This window comes from Psychrobacter sp. 16-MNA-CIBAN-0192, assembly GCF_040309565.1.
Classification (GTDB): domain Bacteria; phylum Pseudomonadota; class Gammaproteobacteria; order Pseudomonadales; family Moraxellaceae; genus Psychrobacter.
Map to the genome: position 1 here is coordinate 1 of NZ_JBEOOX010000701.1, position 238 is coordinate 238.

Genomic DNA, 238 nt, shown 5'->3' on the forward strand with positions numbered 1-238 from the left:
GTAGTAAATTTTCTAAAATCCCCTCATAAATCTGCGCAAGCTTTCCTAAATCATCAACTTCTACTTTTTCATCAACTTGGTGAATCGTGGCATTACGCACGCCAAGCTCAACCACTTGTGCGCCTGTTGGCGCAATGAAGCGTCCGTCTGATGTGCCACCAGACGTAGACAATGTAGTATCAACATCGGTCACTGCTTTAATCGCACGCTGGCAAGCAGACACTAGCTTACCTTCTGG

Annotated in this window: 1 protein-coding gene; it reads right to left on the reverse strand. The window is 46.2% G+C overall.

Features of this window, described 5'->3' with window-relative positions; translation table 11 throughout:
• Positions 1–238 (reverse strand): M20/M25/M40 family metallo-hydrolase (locus AAEY78_RS14905; protein ID WP_352340269.1); only part of this gene is annotated, 238 nt, incomplete at both ends.